This window comes from Acidovorax temperans, from assembly GCF_028596105.1.
GTDB lineage: Bacteria > Pseudomonadota > Gammaproteobacteria > Burkholderiales > Burkholderiaceae_C > Acidovorax > Acidovorax temperans.
Map to the genome: position 1 here is coordinate 325,001 of NZ_CP117193.1, position 25,755 is coordinate 350,755.

General features: G+C 62.3%; 19 protein-coding genes and 2 rRNA genes. 13 read left to right on the plus strand and 8 right to left on the minus strand.

Annotated features, from left to right (window positions below):
* Window positions 1-299: 299 nt before the first annotated feature.
* Window positions 300-3,178: ribosomal RNA gene (locus tag PQV96_RS01455) — 23S ribosomal RNA — on the plus strand.
* A 140-nt stretch (window positions 3,179-3,318) separates the two neighbouring features.
* A 5S ribosomal RNA gene (gene rrf, locus PQV96_RS01460) occupies window positions 3,319-3,431 on the plus strand.
* Between the two features lie 163 nt (window positions 3,432-3,594).
* Here the strand turns inward: rrf and PQV96_RS01465 are convergent.
* The 6 genes from PQV96_RS01465 to PQV96_RS01490 all read right to left on the minus strand — a co-directional run bounded on the left by PQV96_RS01465 (window position 3,595) and on the right by PQV96_RS01490 (window position 10,351).
* A complete protein-coding gene (locus PQV96_RS01465; protein ID WP_207375244.1) occupies window positions 3,595-4,362 on the minus strand; it encodes a class II glutamine amidotransferase in 768 nt (255 codons plus the stop codon).
* Window positions 4,363-4,440: 78 nt separating this feature from the next.
* Window positions 4,441-5,898: a DHA2 family efflux MFS transporter permease subunit gene (locus PQV96_RS01470; protein ID WP_207375245.1), complete on the minus strand. Its 1,458-nt coding sequence runs from the start codon at window positions 5,896-5,898 to the stop codon at window positions 4,441-4,443.
* 53 nt (window positions 5,899-5,951) lie between these two features.
* Window positions 5,952-6,143 carry a 4-oxalocrotonate tautomerase gene (locus PQV96_RS01475; RefSeq protein ID WP_044396727.1) on the minus strand — a complete coding sequence of 64 codons (192 nt, stop codon included), beginning with the start codon at window positions 6,141-6,143 and terminating at the stop codon, window positions 5,952-5,954.
* Between the two features lie 27 nt (window positions 6,144-6,170).
* Window positions 6,171-6,422, minus strand: a complete 252-nt coding sequence (locus PQV96_RS01480) for a cysteine-rich CWC family protein (protein WP_207375246.1) — start codon at window positions 6,420-6,422, stop codon at window positions 6,171-6,173.
* Between the two features lie 503 nt (window positions 6,423-6,925).
* Window positions 6,926-8,041 (minus strand): ISAs1 family transposase, encoded by a 1,116-nt coding sequence (locus PQV96_RS01485; protein WP_273624341.1) that lies wholly within the window; start codon window positions 8,039-8,041, stop codon window positions 6,926-6,928.
* A gap of 60 nt (window positions 8,042-8,101) precedes the next feature.
* Window positions 8,102-10,351, minus strand: a complete 2,250-nt coding sequence (locus PQV96_RS01490; RefSeq protein ID WP_207375248.1) for a malate synthase G — start codon at window positions 10,349-10,351, stop codon at window positions 8,102-8,104.
* A gap of 153 nt (window positions 10,352-10,504) precedes the next feature.
* Between PQV96_RS01490 and PQV96_RS01495 the strand changes: the two genes are divergently transcribed.
* Window positions 10,505-11,428 (plus strand): LysR family transcriptional regulator, encoded by a 924-nt coding sequence (locus PQV96_RS01495; RefSeq protein ID WP_207375249.1) that lies wholly within the window; start codon window positions 10,505-10,507, stop codon window positions 11,426-11,428.
* A gap of 48 nt (window positions 11,429-11,476) precedes the next feature.
* Window positions 11,477-12,121 carry a LuxR C-terminal-related transcriptional regulator gene (locus PQV96_RS01500; RefSeq protein ID WP_273624342.1) on the plus strand — a complete coding sequence of 215 codons (645 nt, stop codon included), beginning with the start codon at window positions 11,477-11,479 and terminating at the stop codon, window positions 12,119-12,121.
* Window positions 12,122-12,294: 173 nt separating this feature from the next.
* Here PQV96_RS01500 and PQV96_RS01505 read toward each other — a convergent pair whose 3' ends face one another.
* Complete coding sequence (locus PQV96_RS01505; protein ID WP_273624343.1) at window positions 12,295-14,961, minus strand: hybrid sensor histidine kinase/response regulator; 2,667 nt, start codon at window positions 14,959-14,961, stop codon at window positions 12,295-12,297.
* Window positions 14,962-15,199: 238 nt separating this feature from the next.
* On the opposite strand from PQV96_RS01505, the gene PQV96_RS01510 reads away from it, so the two are divergent.
* Both PQV96_RS01510 and PQV96_RS01515 read left to right on the plus strand, forming a co-directional pair.
* Window positions 15,200-16,564, plus strand: coding sequence for a dicarboxylate/amino acid:cation symporter (locus tag PQV96_RS01510; protein WP_273624344.1), 1,365 nt, complete (start codon window positions 15,200-15,202; stop codon window positions 16,562-16,564).
* Between the two features lie 179 nt (window positions 16,565-16,743).
* Window positions 16,744-17,190: a DUF2214 family protein gene (locus PQV96_RS01515; RefSeq protein WP_044396392.1), complete on the plus strand. Its 447-nt coding sequence runs from the start codon at window positions 16,744-16,746 to the stop codon at window positions 17,188-17,190.
* A 91-nt stretch (window positions 17,191-17,281) separates the two neighbouring features.
* Here PQV96_RS01515 and PQV96_RS01520 read toward each other — a convergent pair whose 3' ends face one another.
* Window positions 17,282-17,665: a PsiF family protein gene (locus tag PQV96_RS01520; RefSeq protein ID WP_273624345.1), complete on the minus strand. Its 384-nt coding sequence runs from the start codon at window positions 17,663-17,665 to the stop codon at window positions 17,282-17,284.
* Between the two features lie 284 nt (window positions 17,666-17,949).
* On the opposite strand from PQV96_RS01520, the gene argS reads away from it, so the two are divergent.
* The 7 genes from argS to rpoN all read left to right on the plus strand — a co-directional run bounded on the left by argS (window position 17,950) and on the right by rpoN (window position 25,700).
* Window positions 17,950-19,659 (plus strand): arginine--tRNA ligase, encoded by a 1,710-nt coding sequence (argS, locus tag PQV96_RS01525; RefSeq protein WP_273624346.1) that lies wholly within the window; start codon window positions 17,950-17,952, stop codon window positions 19,657-19,659.
* Window positions 19,660-19,671: 12 nt separating this feature from the next.
* Complete coding sequence (locus PQV96_RS01530; RefSeq protein WP_142082998.1) at window positions 19,672-20,337, plus strand: SPOR domain-containing protein; 666 nt, start codon at window positions 19,672-19,674, stop codon at window positions 20,335-20,337.
* 79 nt (window positions 20,338-20,416) lie between these two features.
* A complete protein-coding gene (locus tag PQV96_RS01535) occupies window positions 20,417-21,073 on the plus strand; it encodes a thiol:disulfide interchange protein DsbA/DsbL (RefSeq protein ID WP_044396400.1) in 657 nt (218 codons plus the stop codon).
* Between the two features lie 123 nt (window positions 21,074-21,196).
* A complete protein-coding gene (locus tag PQV96_RS01540; protein WP_273624347.1) occupies window positions 21,197-22,507 on the plus strand; it encodes an IS4 family transposase in 1,311 nt (436 codons plus the stop codon).
* Window positions 22,508-22,586: 79 nt separating this feature from the next.
* Window positions 22,587-23,231: a lipopolysaccharide transport periplasmic protein LptA gene (gene lptA, locus PQV96_RS01545; RefSeq protein WP_044396402.1), complete on the plus strand. Its 645-nt coding sequence runs from the start codon at window positions 22,587-22,589 to the stop codon at window positions 23,229-23,231.
* Window positions 23,228-24,010, plus strand: a complete 783-nt coding sequence (lptB, locus tag PQV96_RS01550; RefSeq protein WP_420482177.1) for an LPS export ABC transporter ATP-binding protein — start codon at window positions 23,228-23,230, stop codon at window positions 24,008-24,010. The genes lptA and lptB overlap by 4 nt, the downstream gene beginning before the upstream one ends.
* Window positions 24,011-24,077: 67 nt before the next feature.
* On the plus strand, window positions 24,078-25,700 hold the full coding sequence (gene rpoN / locus PQV96_RS01555; RefSeq protein ID WP_273624348.1) for an RNA polymerase factor sigma-54: 1,623 nt from the start codon (window positions 24,078-24,080) through the stop codon (window positions 25,698-25,700).
* Window positions 25,701-25,755: the final 55 nt, after the last annotated feature.

The following is a 25,755-nucleotide window of genomic DNA, read 5'->3' on the forward strand; positions in this document are numbered from 1 at the left end:
GATCAATCGGCTGTTCTTTAAAAATTCATAGAGTCGAATCAGAGTTGTCAGAGGAAACTGCACATTCGTAAAGGTTTAGTGCAGACCGTGCCTCTGATGACAATTTTTTGATTGCGTCAAAACGAATATTCAATAAGCGAAAGCTGATTGAAATTCAGTAATGACGAATGTTCTCAGATGAAAGGCAGAAATGTCTGGAGTCGAAGAATTATTCACATTACGGCATAACGCGTCAGGTGAAAGACCTGACAAGTCCTTGAGATGACGGCGATATCTTGCAAGAGATGTCAAAGTTATAGGGTCAAGTGACTAAGAGCATGTGGTGGATGCCTTGGCGATTACAGGCGACGAAAGACGTGATAGCCTGCGATAAGCTTCGGGGAGCTGGCAAATAAGCTTTGATCCGGAGATTTCTGAATGGGGAAACCCACCTCGCAAGAGGTATCGCATACTGAATACATAGGTATGCGAGGCGAACCGGGTGAACTGAAACATCTCAGTAGCTCGAGGAAAAGACATCAACCGAGATTCCGAAAGTAGTGGCGAGCGAAATCGGAAGAGCCTTCTAGTGATAGCACGACTGTTAGCAAAACGGAATGGAAAGTCCGGCCATAGCAGGTGATAGCCCTGTATGCGAAAACAGACGTGTGGTACTAAGTTAGAGAAAAGTAGGGCGGGACACGAGAAATCCTGTCTGAATATGGGGGGACCATCCTCCAAGGCTAAATACTCGTAATCGACCGATAGTGAACCAGTACCGTGAGGGAAAGGCGAAAAGAACCCCGGGAGGGGAGTGAAATAGATCCTGAAACCGCATGCTTACAAAAAGTAGGAGCCCGCAAGGGTGACTGCGTACCTTTTGTATAATGGGTCAGCGACTTACATTCAGTGGCAAGGTTAACCGAATAGGGAAGCCGTAGAGAAATCGAGTCCGAATAGGGCGAATCAGTCGCTGGGTGTAGACCCGAAACCAAGTGATCTATCCATGGCCAGGATGAAGGTGCCGTAACAGGTACTGGAGGTCCGAACCCACTAGTGTTGCAAAACTAGGGGATGAGCTGTGGATAGGGGTGAAAGGCTAAACAAACTTGGAAATAGCTGGTTCTCTCCGAAAACTATTTAGGTAGTGCCTCAAGTATTACCTGCGGGGGTAGAGCACTGTTTAGGCTAGGGGGTCATGGCGACTTACCAAACCTATGCAAACTCCGAATACCGCAGAGTACAGCTTGGGAGACAGAGCACCGGGTGCTAACGTCCGGACTCAAGAGGGAAACAACCCAGACCGCCAGCTAAGGTCCCTAAAATTGGCTAAGTGGGAAACGAAGTGGGAAGGCTAAAACAGTCAGGATGTTGGCTTAGAAGCAGCCATCATTTAAAGAAAGCGTAATAGCTCACTGATCGAGTCGTCCTGCGCGGAAGATGTAACGGGGCTAAGCCAGTTACCGAAGCTGCGGATGTGCAATTTATTGCACGTGGTAGGAGAGCGTTCTGTAGGCCTGTGAAGGTGTCTGGTAACGGATGCTGGAGGTATCAGAAGTGCGAATGCTGACATGAGTAGCGTTAAAGGGGGTGAAAAGCCCCCTCGCCGTAAGCGCAAGGTTTTCTACGCAACGTTCATCGGCGTAGAGTGAGTCGGCCCCTAAGGCGAGGCAGAGATGCGTAGCTGATGGGAAACAGGTCAATATTCCTGTACCGATCAATAGTGCGATGTGGGGACGGAGAAGGTTAGCTCAGCCAACTGTTGGATATGTTGGTTCAAGCCTGTAGTCGTGCCTGGTAGGCAAATCCGCCGGGCTTAGATGAGGGGTGATAACGAGTCTGCTTGCAGACGAAGTGAGTGATACCCTGCTTCCAGGAAAAGCCACTAAGCTTCAGCTATTGACGACCGTACCGCAAACCGACACTGGTGCGCGAGATGAGTATTCTAAGGCGCTTGAGAGAACTCAGGAGAAGGAACTCGGCAAATTGATACCGTAACTTCGGGAGAAGGTATGCCCCAAGTAGGTGAACTCGTACGGAGGGAGCCCAAAGGGGTTGCAAAAAATCGGTGGCTGCGACTGTTTAATAAAAACACAGCACTCTGCAAACACGAAAGTGGACGTATAGGGTGTGACGCCTGCCCGGTGCTGGAAGATTAAATGATGGGGTGCAAGCTCTTGATTGAAGTCCCAGTAAACGGCGGCCGTAACTATAACGGTCCTAAGGTAGCGAAATTCCTTGTCGGGTAAGTTCCGACCTGCACGAATGGCGTAACGATGGCCACACTGTCTCCTCCTGAGACTCAGCGAAGTTGAAATGTTTGTGATGATGCAATCTCCCCGCGGAAAGACGGAAAGACCCCATGAACCTTTACTGTAGCTTTGTATTGGACTTTGAACAGATCTGTGTAGGATAGGTGGGAGGCTTTGAAGTGAGGACGCTAGTTCTCATGGAGCCAACGTTGAAATACCACCCTGGTGTGTTTGAGGTTCTAACCTAGGTCCATTATCTGGATCGGGGACAGTGCATGGTAGGCAGTTTGACTGGGGCGGTCTCCTCCCAAAGCGTAACGGAGGAGTTCGAAGGTACGCTAGTTACGGTCGGACATCGTGACGATAGTGCAATGGCATAAGCGTGCTTAACTGCGAGACTGACAAGTCGAGCAGATGCGAAAGCAGGACATAGTGATCCGGTGGTTCTGTATGGAAGGGCCATCGCTCAACGGATAAAAGGTACTCTGGGGATAACAGGCTGATACCGCCCAAGAGTTCATATCGACGGCGGTGTTTGGCACCTCGATGTCGGCTCATCTCATCCTGGGGCTGTAGCCGGTCCCAAGGGTATGGCTGTTCGCCATTTAAAGAGGTACGTGAGCTGGGTTTAAAACGTCGTGAGACAGTTTGGTCCCTATCTTCCGTGGGCGCTGCAGATTTGAGGAAGCCTGCTCCTAGTACGAGAGGACCGGAGTGGACACACCTCTGGTGTATCGGTTGTCACGCCAGTGGCATTGCCGAGTAGCTAAGTGTGGAAGAGATAACCGCTGAAAGCATCTAAGCGGGAAACTCGTTTCAAGATGAGATCTGCCGGGGCCTTGAGCCCCCTAAAGAGTCGTTCAAGACCAGGACGTTGATAGGCTGGGTGTGGAAGCGCAGTAATGCGTTAAGCTAACCAGTACTAATTGCTCGTGCGGCTTGACCCTATAACTCTGATAGCCAATGCACTTCAGTGCAAAAGCTCAAAGTCTGTTATGCCAAGTTAGACGCAGTCAAATACAAAAACCTGATTCCAAACTCTATGAATTCGCCGAGCAGTCCCAAGACTGCTTAGCACCAAGTTATGCCTGATGACCATAGCAAGTTGGTACCACTCCTTCCCATCCCGAACAGGACAGTGAAACGACTTTGCGCCGATGATAGTGCGGGTTCCCGTGTGAAAGTAGGTCATCGTCAGGCTCTTACAGCCCAAACCGCCCCTGTGCTCATTCGAGTACAGGGGCGTTTTGCTTTGCGGATTCCAGTCTGATTGGGCTCCAAGGCAAGATCATTTTGCGGGACAAAACTCTGCAACGCTCAAAGTTCATAGCCCCGTCACTGAACTTGGTGGTTTTAGCTTGGCCTAAACAGCCAGCCGCCTGCCTTCGCTAAACACCACCAGCTCTCCACTCCCAAACGCCTTCCATGCCTCGTTCCTTGTCAGTGGACTCGTTACCACCACTGACACCTCATCCTTCTCGCTCGTCTCTTGGGAAAAGTCGAGCTTGAGATCTTCGTCACTCAGGTGTGCTTCCCCAAACGGATGACGGCGCTCCAGGTAATAGAGACTTGTGGTGGCATGGGCCCACAGTGCTTGTCCGTTGGAGAGCAAAAAGTTGAACGTGCCGTGCGGGCTGATGCGGGCGGCCAGTTCTTTGAGGGTCAAGGTCAGCTCTGGGATGGACGGTACGCTGGCGTGAGATTTCGCCAGTTCCTGCATGATCCAGCAGAAAGCATGTTCGCTGTCGGTGTCTCCCACGGGGCGGAAATGCGAATGTAGGCGAGGGCGAAAGTCTTTGAGGTCGCCGTTGTGGGCGAAGACCCAGTAGCGCCCCCAAAGCTCACGCACAAAAGGGTGGCAGTTCTGCAGACTGACCACCCCCTGAGTGGCCTTGCGGATATGGGCGATGACGTTTTTGCTTTTGATGGGATACCGGCGGATCAGCTCTGCCACAGGTGATTCCACCGCCGCTTGGTGGTCTACAAAGTGCCTCAAGCCCTTGTCTTCAAAGAAAGCGATTCCCCAGCCGTCGCTGTGGTGGTCTGTCTTCCCGCCCCGTTGGGCGAAGCCTGTGAAGCTGAAGGTCAAATCGGTAGGGACATTGCAGTTCATGCCGAGCAGTTGGCACATGGGGGTATTCCGTTTCTTGGTTGAATGGACTTGATGCAGACACGATGATGCACCCGCAAAGGGGCGCATTGCCCTGACTCACTCCGGCTTGGGTGCGCGCAGTTGCCAGGCTGCTACCAACGCGATCAGGCAGAGCAAGGTCAGCATCAAAAACGTCTCGCCGAAGGCGGTGATACGTGCAGGGGTGCTAGCCCCGGTGGCGAGGGAAACGCCATGGGCGGTCAGGCGCCATTCCAAAACGATGCCGCACAGGCTGACCCCAGCCGCACCACCGAGCATGCGCAAGAAACCGATGGCGCTCGACCCTTGAGAAATCAGCGATTTGTCCAGCGGACGCATGGCTCCCAAATTGAGCGATGGCAGGATGAAGCCCAGACCGATGCGCCCAAGGATGGCAAAGGCCACCAGCATCCATAGTGAAGAGCCCAGGCTGACAAACACCATAAGGCCGAAAGACAGCGCCAGCAGCCCCAACCCAATACTGACCAGAAAATGCGTGGGCTGCCTATCTGCCAGGCGGCCCACGAGGGCGATGGTGACGGCCAGTACAAAGCCGGCGGGCAGCATCAAGGTGCCGACGTGTGACGCAGACAACTCCAGCCCCAGCTGCATATAAACCGGGAGCAGGTAAGTCGAACCGAACAGGGCGGTGCCGTAGATGAAGGCCACCACACTGCCCATGGCAAATTGTCGATACTGGAACAGCCGCAAGTCCATCAAAGGTTTGCGGCCGCGTTGGATGAGTCGGCGTTGCCAGCCGATGAACGCTGCCACACACACCACTGCGATGGCGAGCAGGGTCGTCGCCTCGGCCATAGAGCCACCGTGCAGTGACACGAGTCCGTTGAGCAGGCACAGCGTGCCCACGGTGCCGAGCAGCAGGCCGCGCCAGTCCAGCGCTTCGCCCTGGCGGTTAGGTTCCACGCCGCCAGGCGCGCTAGCAGGTACAAACTTATAGGCCAGCCAGAGCGATGCCAGGCACAACGGCACCACCATGAAAAAAATCGAACGCCAGCCAAACCAGTCCACCAGCAGGCCGCCAATGCTGGGGCCCAGGGCGGGGGCCAGCACCACCCCCATGCCAAAAATGCCGCTGGCGCGGCCCTGCTCGTGGGGCTGGAATGCGTACAAGATGATGACGGCAGGGATAGGTTGCACAACGCCTGCCGCCAAGCCCTCGGCCACGCGCGCGGCCAGCACCAGGCCAAAATCACGGGCCAGTCCGCCCCCCACACCGCCAGCCAGCAAGAGCAGCATGGCCCCCACATAGGTGGCGCGGTAGCCATAGCGTGACAGCAGCCACGGTGTGGTGAGCATGGATACCGTAGTGGCCACCATGAACCCCGATGTGACCCACTGCGCCCGCTCCTGGCCCAGCGTGAAGTAGTGGCTCATGTCCGGAATCGCCACGTTGACGATGGTGGAGGACATGATGGATGCCATGGTCCCGACCATCACTGACAGCAGCAGCAACCACCGGTAGCGCTCGCCATAGCGCTCGCGCAGCAAGGACAACGATCCTGGAACGTGGGTCATGAAGAGTTTAGAGGTGTGGACTGCGCTCAGGATCCATGAAAACTACAGAAGACTCAGGATGTCCGTTCCAGCCAGAGCTTGCCGCCCGTGGCCCAGTTTTCGCGTTTGACGTCGGTGATCAGGATGTCCACCATCTCGGGCGTGCCGCCAAGCACTTCTACGGACACACGGGTGATTTCCTCCACCAGTTTTTTCTTCTGTTCGACCGTGCGGCCTTCCATCATTTCAATGTGGTACGTCGGCATGGGGATGCTCCTCAGGCAAAAAAACGATCATAAGGGAGGCCGATGAGGCTCTGGGGCACCTTCGGAACCATCGCCAGCAGGTGCGCCAGCGCGTGCGCACACCGGGCAGATGCAGCGCTGGCCCCGCTCATTCGCAGGCAACTGTTCGAGGGCGGTGCGTGACACTGTGGTCTTCATGCACCAGCAGTCTGCCGCCTCGCCGCCCGCGGCGATCGCGCAGCCGTTGGGTTGGCCGCAGGCGGGGCAGGTTTGCGCGTAGGAGGGAAGGGTCGTATTCACAAAAGGGCGAGGGCCATCAGCCGCTGTGGGGTGCAGATCTTGCCAGTGCTTGCGGCCACTTTAAAAGAAAAATGGCTTTGGCGCTTATTGATCAAGCACTGATAGCTACAAAAATAGTAGCGAATTTGGAGTCTGCAAGGCACTCATGTTCTAACCCACCAATGTTGGCACAGGTGGCACCACATCTTTGCCAGAGGGGTTTCATCGCACCCATCTGTCGGCCCTACCGTTTTTGATGATTCGGCAGCGTGTTGTGTTGCGACGGTGTTGGATCTTTCTGGTGGCAACCCTGCTAGGCCAGAGCCACCTCTACTCCAGGCCTCAATTCAGGCGCGAGCGAGCGTGGCGAAGCGATGTCTCCATAGTCGAGCAGGTTAGCCAACAAAAACGGCACCCGAAGGTGCCGTTGGCTTATCAATAAAACAGCCTGTAGCGCTTACGGAATAAGCGCAGCTAGCTATTTAATCAATAGCATCTCATCGTGCCGAGCAGGGCAATCGCATCTAAACGGAGATGCCCAAGAGGAGTTCCAGATAGCCCAGACTCCACCCCGCCCGCTTGCGCTTGGCCTGCAAGCCGATCTTCACCGAGGTGTCATTCTTGAGCACCTGCAGCGCCATGCGTCTGAGCACCGTTTGGTTGTGCGGACTTTGATCCTTGTATGACTGCGCCGCATCCTCGCGCATCGCTACGTCCAAACTCCAGTGCAACTGGTTCTCCACGCTCCAGTGCGCTCGGATGCTGTGCGCCAGCACCTTCGCGGGCGTGTGCGCTGGCAAGCTGCTCAGGTAATAGCTGACTTCTTCGCTGGCCTCGCTTCCCGCTTGCTGGCGCCTGCGCACGACCTGCACCACGCAGGCCAGCCCCGGCCAGTGGGCTGCTGCTCGCTGTAACGCCTCAGGCACAGGGCTGAGCCGGTAGCTGCGTAGTTCCTGGCGCCCGTGCCCGCTGCAGCTCTCGGTATAGGTGTTCTCCTCGAACCGCTCCTGGCTATCCTGCACTTCAAAGTGCTTTTGCACCACTTGGTGCATGTGTCGCTGGTTGCCCTTGAGACTCAGCACATAGTCCGCGCCATGCTCGTGCAGTTGCCCGGCGATGCTTTTTTGGCAGCCGATGGCATCGATGGTGACGATGCAGCCTTTGAGGTGCAGCAAGCGCAGCAGCTCGGGAATGGCAGTGATCTCGTTGCTCTTGCCATCGACCTTGCACTGGCCCAGCAGCAGTCCCATGTCTGCCGCCCAGGCGCTGACCATGTGCAGTGGCCTGCGAGCATCTGCTTTGCTGCTGCCGCGCACGCTTTTACCGTCAATGGCCACCGTGCCGTGTACCCTGCCTGCTACCTGGGCGAGCCATTGTTGGCAGGCCCGCTCCAACTCTTTGGCATCGAGCAGGCGAAACACCCGTGCAAAGGTATCGTGCGAGGCAATGCCCGAGGGCAGCGGCACCAAGCGCTCAAACCAGTCTTGGTGTTGCTGACCGAACTCGGCCATCTCTACGCAGTTGTCTGCGCCTGCGATGGTGGCGCACAGCGCCACTACCAGGATCGATTGCAGTTCGTGGCGGCGTGTGCGCTGCACGCGGGGATCGGGGATGTTTTGCAGGTGTTGCAGCAGGCTCATCTCAACAGCGTTTGGCAAGTGACTCAAGCGCTGCAGTGTCGCCGGGTTTAAGGCGCACTTTTAGATGCGATTGCCCTGTCGTGCCGAGGCCTTGAGCTTCAGGCGCCAGGCGTGCAGCAGTGGCTCGGTGTAGCCGCTGGGTTGCTCCAGGCCCTTGAAGACCAGATCGCAGGCGGCCTGGTAGGCCATGCTGGTGTCGAAGTGGCCCGCCATGGGCTTGTAGAGGGGGTCACCTTCGTTCTGCTTGTCCACCTTGGCGGCCATACGCTCGAAGGTTTCGCGCACCTGGGCTTCCGTCACCACGCCATGGTGCAGCCAGTTGGCCATGTGCTGGCTGCTGATGCGCAGCGTGGCGCGGTCTTCCATCAGGCCCACGTCGTTGATGTCGGGCACCTTGGAGCAGCCCACGCCCTGGTCCACCCAGCGCACCACGTAGCCCAGGATGCCCTGCGCGTTGTTGTCCAGCTCCTGCTGCTTCTCGGCGTCGCTCCAGTTGGGGCTGGCGGCCACGGGCACGGTGAGCAGGCCGGTCAGCAGGTTGTCGCGCTCGGCGTTCACATCGGTCTTTTCCAGCTCGATCTGGATGTCGCTCACCTTCACCTGGTGGTAGTGCAGGGCGTGCAGCGTGGCGCCCGTGGGGCTGGGCACCCAGGCGGTGTTGGCACCGGCCTTGGGGTGAGCAATCTTTTGCTTGAGCATCTCGGCCATCAGGTCGGGCATGGCCCACATGCCCTTGCCGATCTGTGCCTTGCCGCGCAGGCCGCAGGAGAGGCCCACCAGCACGTTGTTCTTCTCGTAGGCTTGGATCCAGGCGCTGGTCTTCATGTCGCCCTTGCGCACCATGGGGCCGGCGTGCATGGCGGTGTGTATCTCGTCGCCCGTGCGGTCCAGGAAGCCGGTGTTGATGAAGGCCACGCGGCTCGATGCGGCGGCAATGCAGGCCTTGAGGTTGACGGAGGTGCGGCGCTCCTCGTCCATGATGCCCAGCTTCACGGTGCTGTCGGGCAGGCCCAGCAGCTTTTCGACGCGGCTGAATAGCTCGGCGGCAAAAGCCACCTCGGCGGGGCCGTGCATCTTGGGCTTGACGATGTAGACGCTGCCCTTGCGGCTGTTGCGAATGCCGTTTTGTCCATGGCCTTGCAGGTCGTGCAGGGCGATGGTGGTGGTGACCACCGCATCCATGATGCCTTCAGGAATTTCGCGCTGCGCGCCCTGGGCGTCGGTCCACAGGATGGCGGGGTTCGTCATCAGATGGCCCACATTGCGCAGGAACATCAGCGAGCGGCCATGCAGGCGCACTTCGCCGCCCCCGGCAGCTTGACTGCCGGTTCCCGCGTTTGGCGCTGTGTAAATGCGGTCCGCGTTCAGGCCGCGCGTGAAGGTCTTGCCACCCTTGGTGACCTGCTCAGTCAGCGTGGCCTGGATGATGCCCAGCCAGTTGCTGTAGCCCAGCACCTTGTCTTCGGCGTCCACGGCGGCCACAGAGTCTTCCAGGTCGAGGATGGTGGACAGCGCCGCTTCCAGCACCAGGTCGCTCACGCCGGCGGCATCAGACTGGCCGATGGGCGTGCTGCGGTCGATCTGGATATCGAGGTGCAGGCCGTTGTGTTGCAACAGCACCGACGAAGGTGCAGCTGCGTTGCCCTGGTAGCCCTTGAACTGCGAGGCGTCTTTCAAGCCTGTGGTGCTGCCGTTGGCAAGCGAAACGACCAACTGGCCGCCTTCCACGCGATAGCCTGTCGAATCTTTGTGCGAGCCGGTGGCCAGAGGGGCCGTGTCGTCCAGCACCTGGCGTGCAAACGCGATCACCTTGGCGCCGCGCACGGGGTTGTAGCCCTTGCCCTTTTCAGCGCCGCCTTCTTCGCTGATGGCGTCTGTGCCATACAGCGCGTCATACAGGCTGCCCCAGCGGGCGTTGGCGGCGTTCAGTGCATAGCGGGCGTTCAGGATGGGCACCACCAGCTGGGGGCCGGCCTGCGTAGCCAGTTCGTCGTCCACATTGGTGGTGGTGGCCTTCACCTCGGCAGGCTGGGGCACCAGGTAGCCGATCTTTTCGAGAAAGCTGCGGTAGGCCACCATGTCCTTGATGGGGCCGGGGTTGGCTTTGTGCCAGGTGTCCAGCTCGGTCTGCAGGCGGTCGCGCTCGGCCAGCAGGGCGATGTTGCGCGGGGCCAGGTCGGCCACGATGGCGTCAAAGCCCTTCCAGAAGGCGGAACTGTCCACGCCCGTGCCGGGCAGCACCTTGTCTTCGACAAAGCGGAACAGGGAAGTAGCCACTTGCAGGCCGTGGACGGTGGTGCGGTCGGTCATGGAGGGTGCCTTGAACAATGGTTGAAAAACGGGTTTGCTGCCTGGTGGCAAAGATGCCAGTGGTTAGCTTGTAGGCCACTGTATTGCAAATGTTTGAAGATATAAAGACGAAGAAAATCTTAAAACCAATGACTTTTATGCAAAAGTGCGGGCATGGACAAACTCAAAGCGTTTGAATCGTTCGTCTCTGTGGCCACACGCGGCAGTTTGACGGCCGCTGCCAAGGCCGAAGGCGTGGCCCCGGCCATCATGGGCCGCCGGCTGGACGCGCTGGAAGCCCACCTGGGCGTCAAGCTGCTGGTGCGCACCACCCGGCGCATCAGCCTCACGCACGAAGGCAGCGCCTTTTTGGAAGACTGCCAGCGCGTGCTGGCCGATGTGGCCAATGCCGAGGCCAGTGTGTCCGAAGGCGGCGTGAAGGCCACGGGGCACCTGCGCATCACCGCCCCGGCTGGCTTTGGCCGCCGCCATGTGGCGCCGCTGGTGCCGCGTTTTCGCGAACTGCACCCCGATGTGACCATCTCGCTGAATCTCAGCGACCGCGTGGTGGACATGGCGGGCGAGGGCTACGACTGCGCCGTGCGCGTGGGCGACCTGCCCGACTCATCGCTGGTGAGCGTGCGCATTGCCGACAACCGCCGCCTGTGCGTGGCCACCCCCGCCTATTTGCAGCGCCACGGCACGCCGCGCCACCCCAGCGACCTGCTGCAGTTTGACTGCCTCACGCTGTCCAGCGAAGCCTCGCAGATCCGGGGCTGGGCGTTTCGCATGCCCACCGAAGGGGGCGGCACTGAGGTGGGCTACCTCAAGCCCGGTGGCCCGCTCGATTGCTCCGACGGCCAGGTGCTGCACGACTGGTGCCTTTCGGGCTACGGCATTGCCTGGCGCAGCACCTGGGAGGTCGAGGCCGAGATCGCCGCAGGCCGCCTGGTAGAGGTGCTGGCCGACTTTGCCGCCCCGCCCAACGGCATTTACGTGGTGTTTCCCCAGCGCAAGCACATGCCCCTGCGGGTGCGGCTGTGGATCGAATACCTCAAGCAGCAATACGCGCAGCCCGCCTTCTGGCAGGGGCGGTGATGACCCTTCGCCCCACCCCGCCCGCGCGCCCCGTGGCAGACTGAGCCCATGACTGAGCCCACGCTCCTCGTCGCAGACGACCACCCCCTGTTCCGCGCCGCCGTGCTGCACGTGCTGCAGGGGCGCCTGCCCCAATTCCGCACCCTGGAGGCCGCCAGCGCCGCCACCCTGGGCCAGGCGCTGCAAGAGCACCCCGAGATCGAGCTGGTGCTGCTGGACCTGAGCATGCCCGGCGCCCGCGGCTTTTCAGCCCTGCTGCATGTGCGCGGCGAGTACCCCGAGGTGCCCGTGGTCATCATCTCGTCCAACGACCACCCCCGCGTCATCCGCCGTGCGCAGCAGTTTGGCGCGGCGGGCTTCATCCCCAAATCCGCCCCCGCCGACGCCATGGGCGAAGCCATCGAGGCCGTGCTCGACGGTGGCAGCTGGTTCCCGCCCATGGCGGCCGAGCGCTCCGAAGCCGACGCCGAACTGGCCGCCCGCCTCGCGCAGCTCACCCCCCAGCAGTTCCGCGTGCTGCTGTGCCTGGCCGACGGCCTGCTGAACAAACAGATCGCCGCCGAACTGGGCCTGGCCGAAAACACCGTCAAGGTGCATGTCACCGCCATCTTGAAAAAACTGGAGTGCTACAGCCGTACGCAGGCGGCGGTGCTGGTGAAAAGCCTGGAGACTGAGGACGGCGGCTCTGTTTGAGTCTGCCAAGCAGGCTTTGAATGAAAATGGCCTCTAGCGCTTATCTATCAAGCGAAAGCAGCTATCAAAATAATAGTGGAATGGCAGTGCGTTGCGCCACCGACAGCTGGCACGCAGCCGCGTGACCCAGCGTTGTGCCCGCCACCGGCGCAGCCTTTGCGGGCGGAGGCGCTTTATTTCAACCGCAGCAGCGTCTGGCTCACCAGCGCCCGCAACGCCGGTGCCCGCACCGGCTTGGCCAGAAAGCCCCAGCCGCGCTCGGCCGCCTGGCGGCGCAGGGTGGCGTCGCGCTCGGCGGTGACCAGGATCACGGCGGGGCTTTGGCCCCAGCGTTGGCACAGCTCGGCATACACCTCCGGCCCCTGGTAACCCGCGCCCAAGTGCACATCCAGCAATACCAGCTGTGGCGCCTGCCCTGGGCGGGCCTGCTCCAGTGCCTGTGGCGCGCCGCCCGCCAGAGGTACGTCGCAGCCCCAGCGTTGCAGCAAGGCCCGCGTGGCGGCGCAGGTGGGGCCGTCGTCTTCGATCACCCAGGCGCTGCTGCCTTGCAGCGGAGCGTCGTCTGATACGGGCTGCGCGGTGGTGGGGGCAGATGGGGGTTGCGCTGCTGCCGGGTCGCCCAGCGGCACGCAGACCCAGAAAACGCTGCCGCGCCCCAGTTGCGAGCGCAGGCCAATTTCATGCCCCAGCAGGCGGCCCAGGCGTTCGACAATGGCCAGGCCCAGGCCTGCGCCCCGGTCGTCGGCGCGGCCTTCGTCCAGGCGGCGGAATTCTTCAAAGATTTCGCGTTGCAGTGCCTCGGGAATGCCGGGGCCCTGGTCGTGCACCTCGATGCGCAGGTGGTTTCCCGCCCTGCGGCAGCCCACCACGATGCGCCCGCGCCGGCTGTAGCGGATGGCGTTGGAGACGAAGTTCTGCAATATGCGGCGCAGCAGGTTTTCGTCGGTGCGCACCACGGCGCGGGTGGGCACGCAGCGCAGTTGCAGGCCCTGGCTTTCGGCCAGCACGCCAAAGTTGTGGCCCAGCACCTGCAGCAGCGGGCCCAGCGGTACGTCGCGGATATGCACTTCGAGCTGGCCCGATTCCATGCGCGAGATATCGAGCAGGCTATTGAGAATGGCATCCTGCGCTGCCAAGGCGCCTTCAATGCTGTCGGCCGCGTGCCGCCCGGCTTCATCGGGCAGGTGGCTGCGCAAGAGCGAGGTGAACATGCGCGCGGCGTTCAGGGGCTGCAGCAGGTCGTGCACGGCGGCAGCCACGAAGCGGGTTTTGGAGCGGTTGGCGCGCTCGGCCTCTTGGCGGGCCACGTCCAGGTCGCGGGTGCGGTCAGCCACGCGCTGTTCCAGCGCATCGGCCAGCGAACGCAATTCACGCGCGGCGTTTTTGTAGCTGGTGATGTCGGCGTAGCTGGTCACAAAGCCGCCTTCGGGCAGCGGGTTGCCGCGGATCTCGAGCACCGTGCCGTCTTCTTTGGCGCTTTCGTGCAGGTGGGGGTTGCCGCTGCGCAGGTGGGCCAGGCGGCGTTCGATGGCTTCTTCCACCGGGCCCGGGCCCAGCAAGCCCCGGCGCGCGTTGTGGCGCAGCAGGTCGGCAATGGGGCGGCCCACCTGCATCAGATCCGCCGGGTAGCGGAATAGCTGCACGTAGCGTGAATTCCAGGCCACCAGCTTCAGGTCTGCGTCGATGATGACCACGCCCTGGGGCAGGTGCTCCAGGCTGCGCGAGAGGCCTGTGTCCGTCTGCTGCGCGGCTTGCTGGGCGGCCTGCACGATGCCGTCTTGTGCGGTGCGCAGCTCTTGCGCGTGCTGTTGCAGCACGGTCTCCAGCTCCTGGCGGCTGCGCTGGCGCAGGCGGGCCAGGCGCTGGCGCTGGCGCACAAACAGCACCAGCAGCGCCAGGGCCAGCCAGCCGCCGGCGCCGGCGGCACCGGCCCAGCGGCTGTCGGCCAGGCTGCTGTGCGTGTCGTGCACCAGGTGCAGTTGCCAAGGCGTGCCGGGCAGTGTCTGGCTTTGCCACAGCACGCGCCCTGCGGGCGCAGGCATATCAGGGCTGGAAGCTACGCGCACCAGGCGGCCGCCGTTGTCCATGCGGTCTTCCACCTGCATTTCCAGGGGGCGCAGGGGCTGGTTGGCGTATTGCCGGGTGGCATTCAATTCGCGGCGTTCTTCGTCGCTCAGCGGTTGCAGCAGCCGGTAGCGCCAGGCATCCTGGCTGGCCAGAAACACCACGCCGTGGGCGTCGGATGCGAGCACGATGTCGGGTGTTTGCAGCCATTCGCGTTCTAGCTCCCGCAAGGCAATCTTGATGACCACCAGCCCCAGCGTATGACCGCTGTCGTCGCGAATGGCCTGCGACAAAAAGTACCCTGGCACCCCGGTGGTGACGCCGATGCCGTAAAAACTGCCGCGCCCCTGGGCCAGCGCCTGCTGCACATAGGGGCGAAAGCTGTAGTCCTGCCCCACATTGCTGGTGGCTGAGCGCCAGTTGCTGGCTGCCACGGCCAAGCCGTCTGAGTTGAGCAGGGTGAGGGTGGACGACTGGCTGGCGCCGTTGGCCTGCTCCAGCTTGCGGTTGAGCTGCGCTACCTCGTCGGCGCTCAGAGGGCGGCGCAGGGCGTCTTGCAATTGCGCGTCCAGCGCCAGCACTTCGGGCAGGGTGCGGTAGCGGTCGATGCGCTGGGTCAGCGTCTGCCCGTACAGGGCCAGCTGGCGTTGCACGCTGTCGCTTTCGGCGTGCAGTGACCGCTGCCAGGCCCACTGGCTGCCCGCGAACATGCTGGCCACGGTGCCGGTGAGCAGGATCAGCAGCGTCCAGAACTGGCGAAGGCGGGGCGTGGGCATGGCTGCGTGCGGTGGGAAACGTGGATGGGGCCTGTGGGGCGGTTGAGAGTGTGCCGCATGGCCCCTTGGAGTCTAAGTAGTTACCCTGATCGGGCGCGCTGGCTCTCCTCTGGAGTGGCTTGCGACTAATACCAATAGGTTATCGGCTGAAACAAATTGCAGCGGTACAAACGGCACCCTCAACGCGTACCGGTGGCCCCTGTGGAGCTGCCCCGTGATTTTTGGAGACCCGTCCCCCATGCAGAACCATTCCGCTCCAGCCGCTTCGACCTTGAAGCTGCCTTTTTACCGGCAACTGTACTTTCAGGTGGTGCTCGCCATCGCCCTGGGCGTGTTGCTGGGCCACCTCGAGCCTGCCTATGGCGAAGCGCTCAAGCCGCTGGGCGATGCCTTCATCAAGCTGGTGAAGATGATCATCGCGCCGGTGATCTTCCTGACCATCGTGACCGGCATTGCCGGCATGTCGCAACTGAGCACCGTGGGCCGCGTGTTTGGCAAGGCCATGGCGTACTTCCTGTTCTTCTCCACCCTGGCGCTGGTGGTGGGGCTGGTGGTGGCCAACGTGGTGCAGCCCGGTGCTGGCATGAACATCAACCCCGCAGACCTGGACCAGACCGCCGTGAAGGGCTACGTGGCCAAGTCGCACGAGATGACGCTCACCGGCTTTGCGCTGGACATCATCCCCAAGACGCTGGTCAGCCCCTTTGTGGGCGACAACATCCTGCAGGTGCTGCTGGTGGCCGTGCTGTTCGGCATTGGCCTGGCCATGGTGGGTGAGCCCGGTCGCCCGGTGCTGAACTTTCTGGATGCGCTGACGACGCCCGTGTTCAAGGTGGTGGGCATCGTGATGAAGGCCGCGCCCCTGGGTGCGTTTGGCGCCATGGCGTTCACCATCGGCAAGTTTGGCCTGGGTTCGCTGGTGAACCTGGCCTGGCTGGTGGGTTCGTTCTACGTCACGTCGTTGCTGTTTGTGGTGGTGATTCTGGGCTTTGTGGCGCGGCTGTCCGGTTTCTCGGTGCTCAAGCTGTGCCGTTACCTCAAGGCCGAGCTGATGCTGGTGCTGGGCACGTCGTCGTCGGAGTCGGCCTTGCCATCGCTGATGGAAAAAATGGAAAAGGCCGGTTGCAGCAAGTCGGTGGTGGGTCTCGTGGTGCCCACGGGCTACTCTTTCAACCTAGACGGCACCAATATCTACATGACGCTGGCCGCGCTGTTCATCGCCCAGGCCACCAACACCGAACTGACGCTGGGCCACCAAGTGGCCTTGCTGCTGGTGGCGATGTTGTCGTCCAAGGGCGCAGCGGGTGTGACGGGCGCGGGCTTCATCACCCTGGCCGCCACCCTGGCCGTGGTGCCTGAAGTGCCGGTGGCCGGTATGGCGCTGATTCTGGGCGTGGACCGTTTCATGAGCGAATGCCGCTCGCTCACCAACTTCATCGGTAACGCCGTGGCCACGGTGGTCGTCTCCCGCTGGGAAAACGCGCTGGACTATGAGCGCCTGGACGCTGCGCTGAACGGCCACGCCCTGCCAGCCGCTGCGGCGGTGGCGCCCGTGGTGGATTCTGAGGTGCCCGTGACCGCGACAGGGCGCACTCTGGTCTGATTGCATCTTCCGGTGGACGTGGATGGCGGCGCGGCCCTTGGGGGCTTGCGCCGCTTTTTTTATAGGTAGGTTGGGGGGATCAAGCACAATGGCGGCGCTCATCAGGGGCTCTGGCGCAACAGCGGCCGTTGGCTGTCCTGCGTCTGCCGCGGGGCTCTGGTGTTTTCAAAGGATATTTCATGACTCTTGAAGCTGTCTTGGCCGCATTGCACATGGTGGCCATCCTCACGCTGGTGGTTTTTCTGACCAGCGAAGCCGCGCTGTGCCGTTCGGAATGGATGAACCCCGCGGTGGTCAAGCGCCTGGCGCGGCTGGATCTGATCTACGGCATTACCGCCGTGGTGCTGCTGGCCACGGGGCTGGCGCGCCTGTACTTTGGTGTGAAGGGGCTGTCCTGGTATGTCTCGCAGCCGCTGTTTCACGTCAAGATAACGCTGTTCGTGCTGATGGGGTTGCTGTCCATCAAACCCACGCTTACCTTCCGCCGCTGGCTCAAGGCCCTGAACCAGACGGGCGCATTGCCCGGCGAGGCCGAGGTGCGCAGCACCCGCCGCTGGGTCATGGTGCAGTCGCACATCCTGCCCGTGGTGGCGGTGATTGCCGTGTTCTGGGCGCGGGGCTGGTAAGCAGCGCTGCACCAAGGAAAAAGCCCGCCAGGCTTGCGCTTGGCGGGCTTTTTCGTGTGGGGTGGGCGGATAGTGGGAACCGCCCGGCCCCTCACTTCTTGAGGCACTCGCTCATGAATGCCTTGCGCTCATCGCCCTTGAGGGTTTTGGCTTGAGGGTCCGCGTTGCAAGCCTTCATCTTGTCTTGTTGCGTGGCGGGCTTGTTGCTCAGGCACGACTTCATGAACGCCTTGCGCTCGTCACCCTTCTTGTCGCCGGCTTCTGCGTTGCAGGTGGCCATTTTGGTTTGTTGCTTGGTGGGGGCTGCGGCTGGAGCGGAGGCCGGCGCTGCAGGTGTGGCGGCGGCTGGGGCAGCAGCGGTGGCGGGAGCGGCCTTGGCGGCAGGGGCTGCCGCAGCAGCGGGCGCGTCGGCAGCGTGGACTGCGCTGATCGAAAGGGCCAGGCCCAGGGCAGTCAGGGAAAGAAACTTTTTCATAGGGGCTCCAGAACGTTTGTGGAACATCGACAACCAAACCGGGTGGGATGGTGAGTGGTCAACGCGCCAAACTTTGGCGGCGATGACAGCCATGCATCATGCGGCAGATTTCTTACGATCTGTTGCCTCTTGGTTCCATCAAGATTTCTGCCTGGTATCTGGCGCTGTGGGTGGGGCTGCCCCGGGCGGCGGCGCGCTGACCCCGCTCATCGGGTGCGGACCGCTGTGGCGTGCTTGGTCACTGTGTTCACAGGGCTTGGGGTGGGCACCCGTAAAATCCGCCGATGCTCTCTGTCAAAAACGAACTCCTGGCCACGCTGGCTACTGCGCTGGATGCCATTTCTCCCGGCGCCGGTGCCAAGGCGGCCTTTGAATCCCCCAAGGTTGCCGCCCACGGCGACTTTGCCTGCACGGCTGCCATGCAACTGGCCAAGCCCCTCAAGCTCAACCCCCGCGCCCTGGGCGAGCAGCTCAAGGCCACGCTGGAGGCCACCCCCGCCTACCAGCGCTGGGTGGATGCGATTGAAATCGCAGGCCCCGGCTTCCTGAACATCCGCCTCAAGCCCGCTGCCAAGCAGGAAGTGGTGCGTGAGGTGCTGGGCGCGGGCGAGCGCTTTGGTTACCAGCCCAGCAACGGCCAGCGCGTGCTGGTCGAATTCGTATCGGCCAACCCTACCGGCCCGCTGCACGTGGGCCATGGCCGCCAGGCCGCCATTGGCGACGCCATCAGCAACCTCTTCGCCACGCAGGGCTGGAGTGTGCACCGCGAGTTCTATTACAACGACGCCGGTGTGCAGATCGACACCCTGACCAAGAGCACGCAACTGCGCGCCAAGGGCTTCAAGCCGGGTGACGACTGCTGGCCCACCGACAGCGACAACCCGCTGGCCAAGAACTTCTACAACGGCGACTACATCGCCGACATTGCCGAGGCCTTCAAGGCCAAGGCCACCGTGAAAGCGGACGACCGCGAGTTCACCGCCAATGGCGATGTCGATGACTACGACAACATCCGCCAGTTTGCCGTGGCCTACCTGCGCAATGAGCAGGACAAGGATCTGCAGGCGTTCAACCTGCACTTTGACCAGTACTACCTCGAATCGAGCCTGTACACCAGCGGCCGCGTCGAGGCCACGGTGAACAAGCTCGTCGCCAACGGCAAAACTTACGAGCAAGACGGCGCGCTGTGGCTCAAGAGCACGGACTACGGCGACGACAAGGACCGCGTCATGCGCAAGAGCGACGGCACCTACACTTACTTCGTGCCTGATGTGGCGTACCACATCGCCAAGTGGGAGCGCGGCTTTGCCAAGGTGGTCAACATCCAGGGCACCGACCACCACGGCACCATCGCCCGCGTGCGCGCAGGCCTGCAAGCCGCCGACGTAGGTATCCCCCAGGGCTACCCCGACTACGTGCTGCACACCATGGTGCGCGTGGTGCGTGGCGGCGAAGAGGTCAAGATCAGCAAGCGCGCTGGCAGCTACGTCACGCTGCGCGATTTGATCGAGTGGACCAGCAAGGACGCGGTGCGCTTTTTCCTTCTGAGCCGCAAGCCCGACACCGAGTACACCTTTGACGTGGATCTGGCCGTGGCCCAGAACAACGACAACCCCGTGTACTACGTGCAGTACGCCCATGCGCGCATCCAGTCGGTGCTGCGCGCATGGCAAGAGGCGGGCGGCGGCGATGTGGCTTCGCTCAAGGATGTGGACCTGTCGGCCCTGGAAGGCCCTCAGGCCCAGGCGCTCATGCTGCAACTCGCCAAATACCCCGAAATGCTCACGGCCGCTGCGCTGGGTGAGGCGCCCCACGATGTGACCTTCTACCTGCGTGACCTGGCCTCGGCGTACCACAGCTACTACGATGCCGAGCGCATCCTGGTGGATGATGAGGCGGTGAAGAAGGCCCGCCTGGCGCTTGTCGCGGCCACGGCGCAGGTCTTGCACAACGGTCTCGCGGTGCTGGGTGTGTCGGCCCCGGCCAGAATGTGAGTGGAAACTACCATGAAGAAAAAACAGTTGGGCGGAACCATCCTGGGATTCATCCTGGGTGTGATCGTGGGTTTGGGCGCTGCCCTGGCCGTGGCGGTGTACGTCACTAAAGTGCCTGTCCCATTCCTGAACAAGGGTGGTGCGCGCGGTGCAGACCAGGACGCTGCCGAGGCGCAAAAAAACAAGGACTGGGATCCCAACTCGCCACTGCGTGGCAAGTCGGCCGCCAAGCCGCCTGCGCCAGCCGCTTCGGCTGCCGGGGCTGAACCCGCCACCCCCGCCGCACAGCCTGTGGCCACCGCGGAGCCCAAGGGGGCTGCCGCATCGGCCCCCAAGGCGGCTGCCAGCAAGCCCGAAAAAGAAGAAACTGGCAAGCCCACCAGCGCCGACCCGCTGGGTGACCTGGCCAAAGCCAAGGCTGCGGAGGCAGGTAGCGCGGACCCTTATGACTACTTTGTGCAGGCCGGTGCCTTCCGCACGCAGGCCGATGCCGATGCCCAGCGCGCCAAGCTGGCCATGATGGGCTGGGAAGCCCGCGTGAGCGAGCGCGAGCAAAACGGCCGCCCGGTCTTCCGCGTTCGCGTGGGGCCGTTCGCCAAGCGCGATGACGCAGCCGCCCTCAAAGACAAACTGGACGGTACGGGCGTGGAATCTGCGCTGGTGCGCGTGCAGCGTTGATGCGGCCGTCGCCCACGGCTGAACTTTTTCGAGGCATGCCGCTCACATCCTAAAGACCAGACCAAGGAGTGTTCTTTTCATGAAACGTCGCGAGTTTTCCCTGTCCGCTGCCTCCGCTGTTGCAGCCTCTGCGGTCACTTTGCCAGTGGCGCTGCCCGCTGCAGCGCAAGTGCGCCAGTTCAAAGAGGGCAAGGACTACCAAAAGCTCTCCAAGCCTGCGCCTACCGAGGCCCCTGCCGGCAAGATCGAGATCATCGAGTTCTTCTGGTACAGCTGCCCCCACTGCAATTCGTTCGAGCCCGTGCTCGACGCCTGGATCAAGGCCGCGCCCAAGGACCTCGTCGTCCGTCGCGTGCCAGTGGCGTTCAACGCCAGCTTCGTGCCCCAGCAAAAGCTGTACTACGCGCTGGAAGGCATGGGCAAGCTCGACGCTGTGCACGCCAAGGTGTTCCGCGCCATCCACGTGGAAAAGCTCAAGCTGGCCAAGGACGACGACATTTTTGCCTGGGTGGGCAACCAGGGCGTGGATGTGGCCAAGTTCAAGGAGGTCTACAACTCCTTCACCGTGAACAACCAGGCCCGCCGCGCTGCGCAACTGCAAGGCGAGTACGGCGTGGAAGGTGTGCCTTCCATGGGCGTAGCAGGCCGCTATTACACCGATGGCACCATGGCTGGCAGCATGCAGACCGTGCTGCAAGTGGTGGACTACCTGGTGGGCCAGACCCGCAAGGCCTGATGCACCGCTGATTCAGCCCTGCAGTACAAAAGCCCGCGCCAGCGTAATGCCAGTCAGTTAAGCCCGCAGGCGGCTTGATCCAGTAAAAAGGGGACGTGTTCAACACGTTCCCTTTTTTGCTTGATGAGCCTGCTTGCAAACGCCTTGCGCCAGACCCTGCCCCGAGTACCTGATCGCCTCGAGCAGCTCAGCGCGTTGATAGACCCCACCTGGATCGCACAGGCGCTGGGGACCAGCGGCAAGGCCTCCATCCGCCGGCGCAAGCTGCCTGCCGAACATGCCGTGTGGCTTGTGATCGGACTGGCGCTGTTTCGCGACCGGCCACTGTGGCAGGTGGTGCAGCAGCTGGATTTGAGCCTGGATGGACAAGCGCCGCCCGCACCGAGCGTCAGCGTGCAAGCCCGCCAGCGCCTGGGCGAGGAGCCTCTGGCCGAGCTGTTCGCTCTACTGACCCAAGCCTGGAGCCGTCCTGCGGTGAATGTGCGCCAGCCACTGCGCGTACTGGCTGTGGATGGTGTGGTCTGGTCGGCGCCGGACACCCCTGAGAATCGAGTCGAACTGGGCAGCTGCAGCAACCAGCATGGCCTCTCGCCCTGGCCGCAGATCCGCGCCACTTGCCTGATGGACACACACAGCCACGAGATGCTTGATGCCAAGCTCGGCGCCATGGACTGCGGCGAATTGAGCCTGGCAGCGCAGTTGCGCGGCGAGGATCACTCCGTGACCCTGTTTGACCGAGCGTACTTCTCGGCAGCGTTCCTGTTGGACTGGCAGGCTGCGGGTACGCAGCGCCACTGGTTGATGCGCGCGCGGGACAATCTGCGCCATGAGATCGTCCAGCAACTGGCGCGCGGCGATGCGCTGATCCGCATGCCGGTGTCCCCACAAGCGCGCAAGGCACACCCGCATCTGCCCAGCCACTGGCAGGCACGCCTGATCGAGGTGAGCGTGGGTGGACGGCTGCGCCGCTTCATCACATCCTTGCTGTGTCCCCGCACGCATCCGGCGCAGGAGCTGGCCGAGCTCTACCGCCAGCGTTGGGAGATCGAGTTGGGGTTCCGGGAGATCAAGCAGACCCTGCAGGAGGGTGAGCCGGTGCTGCGCAGCAAGCAGCCCGCGCTGGTGCGCCAGGAGCTGTGGGGTGTGCTGATCGCCTACACGCTGCTGCGCCGCTGGATGCGCGAGATGGCAGCGCACGTCCAGGTCGAGCCCCAGCGCATCAGCTTCCACACAGCCAGCTACGCCATCGTGAACTTGCTGGCGGTCCCCAGCCTGGACTCTGCCGGCACCTTGCCCAAGCAGTTGGCAGCCCTGTTGGCGCAATCGCGACACTTCGTGCTGCCGCCACGCCGCACTGGGCGCAGCTTCCCAAGGGTCGTCAAAAAACGCGCTTCCAAATTCCCAACGAAAAAATGCCAGTCAGCTCTTAACTGACTGGCATTGCGCGCCAGCGGGCTTTTTTCATGCTGGGCGGCAATGCATGGCTACAATGATTGCAAGATTCGTGCCCTCCATGAAACATCGCATTACCTCCCTCCTTGTGCTTGCAGCCTTGACCTGCGCCTTTGGCGCGGCGCAGGCTGAAAAGGCCGACCGCAGCAAGCCCATGAACATCGAGGCCGATGCGCTGCGGCACGATGAAGTCAAACAGACCAGCGTCTTTTCGGGCCGGGTGGTGATGACCAAGGGCTCCATCGTGCTGCGCGGTGCGCGGCTGGATGTGCGCCAGGATGCCGATGGCTACCAGTCGGGCATCGTCACCGCTGAAGCCGGCAAGCGCGCGTTCTTCCGCCAAAAGCGCGACACGTTGCCAGGCGCACCCGAGGAATTCATTGAAGGCGAGGGCGAGGTCATCGAATACGACGGCCGCACCGACAACGTGCGCTTTATCACCCGCGCCGAGCTGCGCCGCTACCGGGGCGGTGCCTTGAGCGACGAAATCACGGGCGCCGTCATCGTCTACAACAACCTGACCGATGTGTTCACGGTGGACGGGCAAAAGAAGGCCACGCCTTCGGCCGACGGCCAAACCGGTAGCGGCCGCGTGCGCGCGGTGCTGGCGCCCAAGGAGCCCGCCGCCGGTGCGGCGGCGCCTGCAGCCCCGGCCTCTGGCCCGGCGCTGCGCCCCAGCAATTCTTTGGGCGGTGGCAGCCAGTGAGTGATCGTTCCGTGCAAGCCGCAGCCCCTGGCGTATCCTCCAGCCGCCTGGAAGTCTCGCACCTGGCCAAGTCCTACGGCAGCCGCAAGGTGGTTAAGGACGTTTCGCTGGTCGTGCAAAAAGGCGAAGTGGTGGGCTTGCTGGGCCCCAATGGCGCGGGCAAGACCACGTCGTTCTACATGATCGTGGGCCTGGTGCGCAGCGATGGCGGGGACATCCGTATCGATGGCCAGTCGGTGGCGCACATGCCCATCCATCGCCGCTCGCGGCTGGGGCTGTCTTATCTGCCGCAAGAAGCGTCGATCTTCCGCAAGCTCTCCGTCGAGGAGAACGTGCGCGCTGTGCTGGAGCTGCAGCGCGACGAGAACAACGCCCCGCTGTCGCGTGCGGCCATCGAAGAGCAGCTCACCTCGCTACTGCAGGAGCTGCGCGTGGAACACCTGCGCGCATCGCCCGCACTGGCCCTGTCGGGTGGCGAGCGCCGCCGCGTCGAGATCGCCCGCGCTCTGGCCACGCAGCCGCGCTTCATCCTGCTGGACGAGCCCTTTGCGGGCATCGACCCCATTGCCGTGATCGAGATCCAGCGCATCATCGGCTTCCTCAAGGCGCGCGGCATTGGCGTGCTGATCACCGACCACAACGTGCGCGAAACCCTGGGCATTTGCGACCACGCCTTCATCATCAGCGATGGGCGGGTGCTGGCGCAGGGCACGCCATCGGAGATCGTGGACAACGCCGAGGTACGCCGCGTGTACCTGGGCGAACACTTCCGCATGTGATGGCCAGTGTGAGTGTGGCTTTTGTGAATGGTGTGTCCGCGCTGGTGCGTGGGCTGGGGGCTCTGGCATGAAGCCCGGCCTGTCCCTGCGCGTTTCGCAGCACTTGGCCCTGACCCCGCAGCTGCAGCAATCCATTCGGTTGCTGCAGTTGTCCACGCTGGAGCTGGGCCAGGAAGTCGAGCAGATGCTCGACGAAAACCCTTTTCTCGAACGCGCCACCGACGAAGCACCGCGCGAAGAGTTTGGCCTGGAGCATGCCAACGCCCCCGCCCAGGCCGACGACCACGGTGTCGATGATGCTATCTATTCAGGAGCTAGCAGCGCTTCATCTACGGGCGCTGAAGGCGATTTTGATGCTTCATCAGATGCCGACCACAGCAGCAGCGTCGCTGACGAGCCCGACTGGAGCGGCGACGGCACGGTGGAGATGGCGCCCAACGACAGTGAGTGGGGTGGCGACGCCCCGCCTCGCAACCGCAATGACTCCGAAGGCGAGGAGGCCGACGCGACCGAACTGGCGCGTTCGCAAGAGTCCCTCACCGCCTTCCTGCACCGCCAGGCCTTGGCGCTGCGCCTGTCCGAAGTGGACAGCGCTGCTCTGCGCTTCCTGATCGAATCGCTCAACGACGACGGCTACCTGGAAGAGTCGCTGCAGGAGCTGGCCATTGCGTTGGCGGGCCCTGACGACCTGGAGCAGATCGACGAGCTGGTGCACCGCTTCACCGTAGCCCAGCGCCTGCTGCAAACCCTGGAACCCGTGGGCGTGGGTGCCCGCAACCTGGCCGAGTGCCTCACGCTGCAGCTCAGCGCTCTGGCGGCCGATGCGCACAGCGGCGTGCCGCCCGACGTGGTGCAGACTGCGCTGCAAATCTGCCAGCAACCGCTGGAAATGCTGGCCCGCCGCGATGTGCGCCGCCTCACCCAGGCCTGCACCGAAGGCGGTGCTGCGGGCGAAGAGCGTACCCGCGCCGCCATGGCCCTGATTGCCCGGCTGGAACCCCGCCCAGGGCGGCGCTTTGTGGACGTGGAGCGCAACATCATCGTGCCTGATGTGATCGTGCGCAAAGCCGGGCGCAGCAACGGCACCAGCGGGCAGCAGAATTTCATCGTCTCGCTCAACCCTGATGTGATGCCGCGCCTGCGCGTGCATGACATCTACGCTGGCGCCCTGCGCGGCGGCAAAGGGAGCAAGGGCGGCGAGGGCCACGCGGGCCTGCAGCAGCGCCTGCAAGAGGCGCGCTGGTTCATCAAGAACATCCAGCAGCGGTTTGACACCATCCTGCGCGTCTCGCGCGCCATCGTCGAGCGGCAAAAGAGCTTCTTCACCCATGGCGAGCTGGCCATGCGCCCGCTGGTGCTGCGCGACATTGCCGACGAGCTGGGCCTGCACGAATCCACCATCAGCCGCGTGACCACGGCCAAGTACATGGCCACGCCGATTGGCACGTACGAGCTCAAGTATTTCTTCGGCTCGGGCCTGGGCACCGAAACCGGGGGCAACGCCTCCAGCACGGCCGTGCGCGCGCTCATCAAACAGTTCGTGGCCGCTGAAAGCCCCACCAAGCCCTTGTCCGACAGCCAGTTGGCTGAGATGCTCAAGGAGCAAGGCATTGAATGCGCCCGCCGCACCGTGGCCAAATACCGCGAAGCGCTCAAGATTGCGCCGGCCAATTTGCGCAAGGCGTTGTAGCTGGCCACCGCCGCTGCAGCGTCCGTGCCAGGGCCTGTGGGCCTTGGCAGCGCGC

Coding starts and splice junctions, on each gene's coding strand:
- PQV96_RS01465 (WP_207375244.1), bottom strand. CDS start 4,362: ATGTGCCAACTGCTCGGCATGAACTGCAATGTCCCTACCGATTTGACC.
- PQV96_RS01470 (WP_207375245.1), bottom strand. CDS start 5,898: ATGACCCACGTTCCAGGATCGTTGTCCTTGCTGCGCGAGCGCTATGGC.
- PQV96_RS01475 (WP_044396727.1), bottom strand. CDS start 6,143: ATGCCGACGTACCACATTGAAATGATGGAAGGCCGCACGGTCGAACAG.
- PQV96_RS01485 (WP_273624341.1), bottom strand. CDS start 8,041: ATGAGCCTGCTGCAACACCTGCAAAACATCCCCGATCCCCGCGTGCAG.
- PQV96_RS01490 (WP_207375248.1), bottom strand. CDS start 10,351: ATGACCGACCGCACCACCGTCCACGGCCTGCAAGTGGCTACTTCCCTG.
- PQV96_RS01495 (WP_207375249.1), top strand. CDS start 10,505: ATGGACAAACTCAAAGCGTTTGAATCGTTCGTCTCTGTGGCCACACGC.
- PQV96_RS01500 (WP_273624342.1), top strand. CDS start 11,477: ATGACTGAGCCCACGCTCCTCGTCGCAGACGACCACCCCCTGTTCCGC.
- PQV96_RS01505 (WP_273624343.1), bottom strand. CDS start 14,961: ATGCCCACGCCCCGCCTTCGCCAGTTCTGGACGCTGCTGATCCTGCTC.
- PQV96_RS01510 (WP_273624344.1), top strand. CDS start 15,200: ATGCAGAACCATTCCGCTCCAGCCGCTTCGACCTTGAAGCTGCCTTTT.
- PQV96_RS01515 (WP_044396392.1), top strand. CDS start 16,744: ATGACTCTTGAAGCTGTCTTGGCCGCATTGCACATGGTGGCCATCCTC.
- PQV96_RS01520 (WP_273624345.1), bottom strand. CDS start 17,665: ATGAAAAAGTTTCTTTCCCTGACTGCCCTGGGCCTGGCCCTTTCGATC.
- argS (WP_273624346.1), top strand. CDS start 17,950: ATGCTCTCTGTCAAAAACGAACTCCTGGCCACGCTGGCTACTGCGCTG.
- PQV96_RS01530 (WP_142082998.1), top strand. CDS start 19,672: ATGAAGAAAAAACAGTTGGGCGGAACCATCCTGGGATTCATCCTGGGT.
- PQV96_RS01535 (WP_044396400.1), top strand. CDS start 20,417: ATGAAACGTCGCGAGTTTTCCCTGTCCGCTGCCTCCGCTGTTGCAGCC.
- PQV96_RS01540 (WP_273624347.1), top strand. CDS start 21,197: ATGAGCCTGCTTGCAAACGCCTTGCGCCAGACCCTGCCCCGAGTACCT.
- lptA (WP_044396402.1), top strand. CDS start 22,587: ATGAAACATCGCATTACCTCCCTCCTTGTGCTTGCAGCCTTGACCTGC.
- rpoN (WP_273624348.1), top strand. CDS start 24,078: ATGAAGCCCGGCCTGTCCCTGCGCGTTTCGCAGCACTTGGCCCTGACC.